The organism is Tepidiphilus sp. HLB4 (assembly GCF_054823945.1).
Window position 1 is genome coordinate 35,971 of sequence record NZ_JSYB01000003.1, and the last position, 9,267, is coordinate 45,237.

Genomic DNA, 9,267 nt, shown 5'->3' on the forward strand with positions numbered 1-9,267 from the left:
CGGGCGTTTTTCGCTTTTCATCTGCAACGCCACACCAATCCGAAGCGGGTTCCCTTGTGGCTTGTAGTCCGTTGAACTACAATTCAGCCATGGACTTCGAATGGGATGAGGCAAAAAGCGAAACGTGCTTCGTCGAGCGCGGGTTTGATTTCGCCTATGCGGCCAGAGCCTTCTTCGATCCGAATCGCCTGATCCAGGCTGACACCCGATACAGCTATGGAGAAGAGCGTTACCAATTGGGTTGATCGAGGTTCCCACGTACATCCGAAGCATGCGCTCCAGCCCGATCGTCGGCCGGCCAGGCCCTTCATTCTTGGGGTAGAACGGATCAAGCGTCGCCACTAGCGCTTTCTAGGGCGTCACTGCCTCGAGTTGCGCCAGAAAACGGTCCCGGCGCGTCTGTTTCTTCTTCGCGGCATACTCGAGTTCGGAAAAGCTCGACTGCATGGCAGCCCCCCTTCGGCTGGATCGTCTCCGGCATTATCCCAGGCCGGGTCGACGTCGGGAAGGGGGAATAAATCAGCGTTTCCTTAGTACGATACTACATACTATTCATAAAACTGGGAAACGATCATGACCGCCGCCACCCGCCGCTCCGCCGTCACCCGCGAGGCGGTGTTCGCCGCCGCCGACCGTCTTGCCGGCGAGGGACTGCGACCGACGCTGGAAGCGGTGCGGCAACTCGGGGTCGTCTCAGAAAACGGAAAAAATCGTACGCTAAGCGGACGGCGGCCTTCTGCTCCGCTTACCGAGCACCACGCCAGCGCTGACGACGGACAGTTTCAGATAGGTGTACAGCCATTCCCCGACTTCCTGGCCTGACAAGGCAGCATTACTCGGGAATGCCCCGGCGAACAGCGCGGCAAGTGTCGCCATTCCCGCAACCAGGAACCCGGCAGTCATGCCGTGCTTCCAGGCCAGCAGGCCCACCGACAGGGCATACGGAAAAATGCTCCGAACCGGGGAATCGGTCACGGTACTGACGAGCACGCCCCCAAGGAGAACGCCGATGGCGACGACGACATGCGTGCTGAATGGAAGGGGCGGCATGCTGTCGTTCGGCGAAGGCTGCGTCGTCACGCGCCCTCGTTTCGCTGCTTGCCGATGTTCTCGGTGATCTACCGGTCGAGTTCTTCGCGTCGGAAGCGCCATGTGCCACCGAGCTTGAAAGCGGGCAGTTGCCCTTCCTGGGCAAGCCGATACAGCGTTCGCTTCGTCACGCGCAGATAGGCGGCGACTTCAGTCAGGGTCAGGATATCGAACCCAGTTTCGATCATGATCACACCGATACCAGAACGTCACCTTGAGATTCGGCCAGCACATGCTTGGTCACGCTGCCCAGCAGCAACTCTTCCAGGAAGTTCTCTCCGTGCTTGCCCATCACGATGAGGTCGCAATCGCATTCCTGCTCCTGCTCGGTGATGCGCAAGGTTGGATTGCCGTGCAGGACGACCAGATGGGTGCCCTCAGGCGGCAGCCCCGCCTCGTCGCGCAGCGCATGAAGCTTTTGAAGCGCCTCCTGTCTGGCCACGATCCGATAGCGGTGAATGGTGTCCTCGTCCACGCTGGCATAGCGTAGCTGCCCCTCGAAGGGCACCTCGAAGGCGTGAAGCAGCACGATGTCGGCCTGCGGCGCAACGCTGCGTGCATGCCGGATCGCGCGAAGCGAAGAAGGCGAAAAATCGACTGGCACCAGAAGCCGCCGGTAGGGTTCGTGTGGTGGCAGCTTGACCACCAGGACGGGGCATGTCGTTGTGCTCAGGATGCGCAAGGCCGTCGTCCCCAGCACGAAGCGGCGAATGAGGCTTTCTCCCTTGGCCCCACAGACCAGCAAGTCGGCGGCCAGTGCGTCGGCTTTTTTCGCCAGTTCCGCCAGCAAAGCACCGGAGGCCAGATGTACGCCGGGCGCGATGCCGTAGCGCTGCTGAAGGGATGCCGCCAGGTCGCGAAGCTTTTGCCGCGCCGCATCCAGCACCCTCTGTTCCATGTCAGCGGGCGCAATCCCCATCAGTTGGCGCAGCCGTTCCAACGGGGCGAGATTGGCCACGTAGAGCAGATCAAGGGAAGCCCCCGTCTCTTTGCCGATCAGGGCCGCGCGTTCGGCCGCATGGCGGGCCGGCGCCGACAAATCGGTCGCCGCCAATATTCGTTTCAGTTGACTCAAGTCGTCCTCCTTGGTTTGATGAGTCCTGCCGTGCATTGCAGAGCGGCAAACCGGTGCCCTTGGCGACCTCGGCGGTTTGGACTGCCCGCAGATCGTGTGAACTGGACCCCGATGTCAAGACAGATTTCATCCGAGTTTAAGTTGCGTCCATCGCTTCCATCGCAGCAGAACAGCGCTGCCCTGTTGTTGCGCAGGGAGTATCCCCTGCTCCGCTACGGTGCACAGGAGATGCTTCCCGCACGCCGCCGAACCGATCCGGGATACTCGCGCCGCCGCCAGTCGCGTCGGCATACACCGCATTCGGCGTGCGGTTGCCCAACGACTGGTGCGGGCGCTCGGCGTTGTAGAACGCGAAATACTCCGTCAGCCCGATCGTCAGCTCGGCTATCGTGCCGTACCCTTTCAAATACACGTCCTCATACTTGAGGCTGCGCCACAGCCGTTCGACGAAGAGGTTGTCCAGGGCACGGCCGCGCCCATCCATGCTGATGGCGATCTCTTCGCGTTGGAGCATGCCCGTGAATGCCGCACTCGTGAACTGCGATCCCTGATCGGTGTTGAAGATCTCGGGCTTGCTGTGCAGGCTCAACGCATCCTCCAGACAATCGACGCAGAATGACGTGTCCATGCTGTTGCTGATTCGCCAGGACAGCACCCGCCGCGAATACCAGTCGATGATCGCCACCAGATACACGAAGCCGCGCAGCAGCCGGAGGTAGGTGATGTCCGTGCTCCACACCTGGTTCGGTCTTGTCACTGCGATGCCGCCCAGCAGGTAGGGATAGACCCGATGCCCCGGATGCTTGACGCGGGTCGACGGCCCAGGTGCCATTCCCGCCAACCCCATCAGGCGCATCAGCCGCTGCACTCGCTTGCGATTGACCGTATGGCCCTGGCGCGCCAGGTACACGACCATCCGCCGGCTGCCGTAAAACGGCCGTCGCGTGTATTCCTCGTCGATCAGCCGGCACTGCAGCAGATCCTCCTCGCTCGCCTCGCCGGGTGCCTGCTGCCGGTAGAAGGTAGCCCGCGCCACCCCCGCCAGTTCGCATTGCCGCGCCAGCGCCGGTCCCGCCTTCCGGTCAATCCAGCCCTTTCTCAGCTCGCCGCTCATAGTCCAGACTTTTTTTGAGCCAGTCCAGTTCCATCTTCAGCCGCCCGATCTCCCCATACAGGCGCTCTTCGTCCGCCTGGGCCGCAGGCCTCGGCCCGCGCTTGCCCTCGAACAGCGTGGCCGCCCGCTCCATGAGTTCCTTCTTCCACTGCCCGACCACGACTGGATGCACGCCGTACTGCTGCCCGATCTCGTTGAGCGTCTTTACCCCCCTCAGCGCTTCCAGCCCTACTTTCGCCTTGAACTCTGCGCTATGCACCTTGCGCTTCTTGCCTTCGCTCATGTCATCGTCCTCCCCGGACGACAGCTTAAACCGGTGTCTCAAATTCGGGGACCACTATAGTGAGGTAGAATTGTCAAGTATTTTCACTTGTTCTGCAATGTGCAGATTCCAGCCCTCATACCAACAACAAGGCCGTTTCATGACCAAGCACTTGACCAGTGATCGCCAGGAAACTCCGCTGCGCCCCCATTGGCATGCGCTGACGAAGGAACAGGTCGAGCACACGCTGCAAACCGGGATGAATGGCCTGACGGATACGGAAGCGCGGAACCGCCGCGCCCAGTATGGCCCGAACCGCCTGGTCCCGCCGAAACGGCGCGGCCCGCTGCTGCGCCTGCTCATGCAGTTCCACAACATCTTGCTGTACGTGATGATGGGGGCCGCCGCCATCACGGCCCTGCTCGGACATTGGATCGACACCGGAGTGCTGATGGCGGCGGTGCTCATCAATGCCATCATCGGTTTCATTCAGGAGGGCAAGGCCGAATCGGCGCTCGATGCCATCCGCGCCATGCTCTCGCCGCGTGCCACGGTGATCCGCGACGGGCAGCGCCGCGAGATCGATGCCGCCGAACTGGTGCCGGGCGACCTGGTGGTGCTCGCCTCGGGAGATCGCGTCCCGGCCGATTTGCGCCTGATCGATGTGCGGGAGCTGCGCATCGAAGAGGCCGCCCTGACCGGCGAGTCGCTGCCGGTGGAGAAATCCGATGAAGCCGTAGCCGCCGACGCCCCGTTGGGGGACCGCTACTGCATGGCCTACTCGGGAACGCTGGTGGTCTATGGTCAGGGCATCGGCATCGTGGTCGCGACCGGCACCGCCACTGAGTTGGGAAAGATCAACCGGATGGTGTCCGGCATCCGCGCCCAGACCACACCCCTGCTGCGTCAGGTGGACCGTTTCGGCCGGGTGCTCGCCGTGGCCATCCTGGGCATGTCAGCTGCGACCTTCGTGCTCGGCGTCTGGTTGCGCGGACATGCCCCGTCGGAAATGTTCATGATGGTGGTGGCGCTGGCCGCCTCGGCGATCCCGGAGGGGCTGCCGGCGACCATGACCGTTACCCTGGCGCTGGGCGTGCAGCGCATGGCCCGCCGCAATGCCATCATCCGCCGCCTGCCGGCCGTGGAAGCCTTGGGCTCGGTGACCGTGATCTGCTCGGACAAGACCGGCACGCTGACACGCAATGAAATGACCGTCCAGCGCGTGGTCTGCGCAGGGCATGTATTCGACGTGGGCGGCGTCGGCTATGCCCCGGTCGGGGACCTCTCCATCGACGGCCACATCATCGATCCGGACCACTATCCCGCGCTGGCCATGGCAATCCGCGTGGGCGTGTTGTGCAACGATGCCCGTCTGAGCGAAGAGGATGGCGTGTGGCGAGTAGAGGGCGACCCGACCGAAGGGGCCTTGCTCGTGCTCGGTGGCAAGACCGGCTTCACCCAGCGCGTGGGCGACGCGGCCTGGCCGCGGCTGGATGCCATTCCCTTCGAGTCGCAGCACCGCTTCATGATCACCTACCACCGCGACAGCGACGGTGAGCCCTGGATCTTCGTCAAAGGCGCACCGGAGCGCATCCTCGACATGTGCAGCGCGCAGTTGAGCCATGACGTCGAGCGGCCGCTCGACGTCGACTACTGGCGGCGCATGGCGACCGACATGGCGGCCCAAGGGCTGCGTTTGCTCGCCCTCGCCTACAAGCGGGCAGCCCCACTGGGGGATCGTCTGAGCTTCGCCGACGCGGAGTCGGGCTACGTGCTGCTTGCCCTGGTCGGCATCATCGATCCGCCCCGCGAAGAAGCGGTGCGTGCCGTCGGCGAGTGTCACCGCGCTGGCATCCGGGTCAAGATGATCACGGGCGATCATGCCGAGACGGCACGCGCCATTGGTGCGCAGCTCGGCATTGGCGTCGGCAAACCCGCGGTCACCGGGGCCGAAGTCGCCGTGATGGATGACGCCGCCTTGCGCCGGGTGGCCATGGAGGTGGACGTCTTCGCCCGCGCAGCACCGGAACACAAACTGCGCTTGGTGCAGGCGCTCCAGGATGATGGCCAGGTCGTGGCCATGACCGGCGATGGGGTGAACGACGCCCCGGCGTTAAAACGCGCCGACGTGGGTGTGGCAATGGGCATGAAGGGCACCGAGGCGGCCAAGGAGGCCGCCGACATGGTACTGGCCGACGACAACTTCGCCACCATCGTCAGCGCCGTGCGCGAAGGCCGCGCCGTCTACGACAACCTGAAGAAGTTCATCCTGTTCATGCTCCCCACCAACGGCGGGGAGGCGTTGGTGGTCATCGCCGCCATCCTGTTCGAGCTGACTTTGCCACTCACGCCGGCGCAGGTGCTGTGGATCAATATGGTCACCGTCAGCACGCTCGGTCTTGCCCTTGCCTTCGAACCTCCCGAGCACGACGTGATGCGCCGCCCACCCCGTGATCCGCGCGAGCCCCTGCTCTCGTGGTTCTTCGTCTGGCGGTTGGCGATGGTGTCGGTGCTCATGGCGGGTGCTGCCCTTGGCCTGTTCCTGTGGGAGTTGGAGCTGGGCAAGAGCCTTGAAACCGCGCGCACCATGGTCGTTAGCGCGGTGGTGATGGCAGAGGTGTTCTATCTGGTCAACAGCCGTTTCATTTTTGCCTCGGTCGTCAGCCTCGACGGCCTGACCGGCAACCGTTACGTCCTACTGGCCATCGCCGCCTGCATCCCGCTCCAGATCGCCTATACCCATCTGCCGGCTATGCAGGATGTTTTCGATTCGGCCGACCTGACGCTGCTGGAGTGGGGCAAGGTCGTGGCAGCCGGCTTGTTGGTGTTCAGCGTGGCCGAGTTCGAGAAGCTCATGATCCGCCGCAGTCCTTTGGCCGCGCGTCTGAGCAGATAGTCTTTCAAGGAGATGCCCATGACCGCCATTGCTTCGTCCGATACTGCGCCCCAGCGCCTCCTGTTGGCCACCGATCTGAGCGCCCGCTGCGACCGTGCCTTGGATCGGGCGGCCCAGCTGGCCGAAGAATGGCAGGCCGAACTGACTGTGCTCAACGTCCTCGACCCGGCAGCATCGCCTGACCAGGCATTGACCTGGGCCAGCGGGGCCTCCGATGAGCAGCTCCTGCACGTGGCCCGGCGGCAGCTCGCCCGCGACCTCAAGGCGATCAAGGTTCCGGTAAACCTCTGCATCAGCCGCAGCGGAGACGCGGCGGCGGCTATTCGCAGAACGGCCGTCGACACGCAATCGGCGCTGGTTATCACCGGCGTCTCCCGCAACGAGACCCTGGGACGGCTGCTGCTCGGATCGACCGTCGAGAACCTGGCGCGCACGCTGCCCGTACCCTTGTTGGTAGTGCACAACCGGGTGCATGAACCGTATCGGCGGATCGTCGTGGCGACCGACTTTTCTGAATCCTCTCGGCACGCCCTGATGGCCGCAGCGCGCCTCTTTCCCGGGCGCGAGCTGATCGTGTACCACGCGCACAGGTCTCCGATGGCAGAACTGGCCGATGCGTCGGTCAACTCCGGCGTGTGCGTGAGCATCGTGGAAACCGAGTGCGCCGCCTTCCTGGCGGCGACAGTCCTGCCCGAGGGGACGAAGCTCAGGACGGTCGTCGAATACGGGGCCATCGAGGCCGCGTTGACCCAGTACGTGCGCGAGCACGACATCGATCTTGTGGTCATGGGCAGCCACGGCCGTAGCGGGATCATGAGCCTGTTGCTGGGCAGCACCGCCGCCAAACTGCTCAACTGGCTGCCTTGCGACATGCTGCTGGTGCCCGACCCGCGCGCCAGGGGATGACGGCGGCTCGTGCCTGGATAACTTCAGGCGTGAGCGCGGGACGAACTGTTCGGCTGAGGGGCGAAGCGTTGCAGCACGTGCCCGGCCATCCCCTTGGCCAGTTCTTCCTCGCCGAAGAAGACCGTGCCGATGCCTTCCTTGCGCAGCATCAGCGCCTCGTCCTCGCCGTGGGTGCGCAGGACGATCTCGATATCCGGATTGAGCGTCCGCGCCGTTTCGGCCATCTGCCGGACATTGAGCGGATCGGGCGTGGCCACCACGAGCATGGCCGCTTCCGCGATATGCGCCTGGATGAGCACTGCAGGATCGGCGGCGTTGCCTGAAACCGCTGCCACTCCTTGCTTACGGAGTTTCTCCACCAGTTCACGATTCTGTTCGGCCACCACGTAGGGAATGCCGCGCGCCTCCAGCGCGCTGGCGATCCGCTTGCCGACCCGGCCATAGCCGACCAGCACCACGTGCCCCTCCAGGTACTTGCGCTCGGTGCTCATCGGCAGCTCGGCATAGGGATCGGTGCGCCGGTCAAGGCTGCGAGCGAATTCCGAGCGTTGGAGAATCCACTTTCGCACGGGCTCGACCGTGGCGAACAGCACCGGGTTGAGCGCGATGGAAATGAGCGCACCTGCCAGGACGAGACTCATGCCTTCGGCGGGCAGCAACCCCAGGGAAAGACCCAACCCAGCCAGAATGAATGAGAACTCGCCAATCTGCGCCAGACTGGCGGAAACGATCAGCGCCGTATTGAGCGGATAGCGGAAAGCCAGCACGAGGGCCAATGCCGCGACGGACTTGCCGAAAATGATGATCGCCAGCACAGCCAGCACGTGCCAGGGCTGTTCCACCAGAATCGCGGGATCGAACAGCATGCCCACCGATACGAAGAAGAGCACGGAGAACGCATCGCGTAGAGGCAAGGACTCTTCCGCCGCGCGATGACTGAATTCCGACTCGCGCATGACCATGCCGGCGAAGAAGGCCCCGAGGGCAAACGAGACGCTGAACAACGCAGCCGCCCCGTAGGCAATGCCAATGGCGCTTGCGACAACCGCGAGCGTAAACAACTCGCGCGAACCTGTGCGCGAGACCTGCCACAACATCCAGGGCAGCACGCGTCGGCCGGCAACCAGCATCAGGGCCAGGAAGGCACCGACTTGCAGCAGCGTTTGCCCGATGGTGATCCACAAGGGCTTGGCAGCTGCCGCGTGGGCGGCTTCTGAACCGCCCAGGACGCCGGCCAGCGGCGGCAGCAAGACCAGGACCAGCACCGTGGCGAGGTCTTCGACGACCAGCCAGCCCACGGCAATGCGACCATTCATGCTTTCCAGCACGCCACGGCTCTCCAGGGCCTTGAGCAGCACCACGGTGCTGGCGCACGACAGCGACAAGCCGAAGATCAAGCCGCTGCCCCAACTCCAGTCCCATCCCCACGCAACCGCCATGCCCAGCAACGTGGCCAGTCCCATTTGCACCACTGCGCCCGGCACGGCGATACGCTTGACTGCCAACAGGTCATCAAGCGAAAAATGCAGCCCGACGCCGAACATCAGCAGCATGACGCCGATCTCCGACAGTTGGGAGGCCAGCTGCACATCGGCCACGAAGCCCGGCGTACCGGGTCCGATGATGATGCCGGCCACCAGGTAGCCCACCAGTGCCGGCACCCTGATCCGCTCGGCCAGAAAACCGAGGATCAGGGCGATGCCGAAGCCAGCGGCGAGCGTGGTGATGAGTGAGATGTTGTGATCCATGCAGTGGTCTTTGAAATGGAAATGGAGATGATGAAAACGGGCTAGCTAGGTGTCAGGTCTCGGACGATTACGCGGTATTTTTATGAAAAGTTCCGCTTTTTCTGCGTACCACCTTTTCATGGCTTCGATGGGCGGGACATGCCCCAAGGCTTTCTGGGGGATGTGGTGATTGTACAG

6 protein-coding genes and 3 pseudogenes are annotated in these 9,267 nt (G+C 63.5%); 3 read left to right on the plus strand and 6 right to left on the minus strand.

What is annotated here, in order from left to right; translation table 11 throughout:
* Nucleotides 1-89 precede the first annotated feature (89 nt).
* Nucleotides 90-239 (plus strand): annotated as a pseudogene (locus OA56_RS00525) (BrnT family toxin); the annotation flags it as partial.
* A 16-nt stretch (nucleotides 240-255) separates the two neighbouring features.
* Here OA56_RS00525 and OA56_RS00530 read toward each other — a convergent pair.
* The 5 genes and pseudogenes from OA56_RS00530 to OA56_RS00550 form a co-directional block, all read right to left on the minus strand.
* Nucleotides 256-447: pseudogene (locus tag OA56_RS00530) on the minus strand (IS5/IS1182 family transposase); the annotation flags it as partial.
* Nucleotides 448-717: 270 nt separating this feature from the next.
* Entirely contained in the window at nucleotides 718-1,080 is a 363-nt protein-coding gene (locus tag OA56_RS00535; protein ID WP_461583125.1) for a hypothetical protein, read from the minus strand.
* A 38-nt stretch (nucleotides 1,081-1,118) separates the two neighbouring features.
* Complete coding sequence (locus OA56_RS00540) at nucleotides 1,119-1,277, minus strand: helix-turn-helix domain-containing protein (RefSeq protein WP_461583126.1); 159 nt, start codon at nucleotides 1,275-1,277, stop codon at nucleotides 1,119-1,121.
* 2 nt (nucleotides 1,278-1,279) lie between these two features.
* Nucleotides 1,280-2,164 carry a universal stress protein gene (locus OA56_RS00545; protein ID WP_461583127.1) on the minus strand — a complete coding sequence of 295 codons (885 nt, stop codon included), beginning with the start codon at nucleotides 2,162-2,164 and terminating at the stop codon, nucleotides 1,280-1,282.
* A 235-nt stretch (nucleotides 2,165-2,399) separates the two neighbouring features.
* Nucleotides 2,400-3,561 (minus strand): annotated as a pseudogene (locus tag OA56_RS00550) (IS3 family transposase); the annotation flags it as partial.
* 139 nt (nucleotides 3,562-3,700) lie between these two features.
* Between OA56_RS00550 and OA56_RS00555 the strand changes: the two are divergent.
* Together OA56_RS00555 and OA56_RS00560 are read left to right on the plus strand one after the other, a co-directional pair.
* The gene (locus OA56_RS00555; RefSeq protein WP_461583128.1) at nucleotides 3,701-6,436 is read left to right on the plus strand and encodes a cation-transporting P-type ATPase; all 2,736 of its coding nucleotides are present in this window, start codon (nucleotides 3,701-3,703) and stop codon (nucleotides 6,434-6,436) included.
* Nucleotides 6,437-6,454: 18 nt separating this feature from the next.
* Nucleotides 6,455-7,342 carry a universal stress protein gene (locus OA56_RS00560; RefSeq protein WP_461583129.1) on the plus strand — a complete coding sequence of 296 codons (888 nt, stop codon included), beginning with the start codon at nucleotides 6,455-6,457 and terminating at the stop codon, nucleotides 7,340-7,342.
* A gap of 23 nt (nucleotides 7,343-7,365) precedes the next feature.
* On the opposite strand, the gene OA56_RS00565 is transcribed toward OA56_RS00560, so the two are convergent.
* Entirely contained in the window at nucleotides 7,366-9,090 is a 1,725-nt protein-coding gene (locus tag OA56_RS00565; RefSeq protein ID WP_461583130.1) for a cation:proton antiporter domain-containing protein, read from the minus strand.
* Nucleotides 9,091-9,267 lie beyond the last annotated feature (177 nt).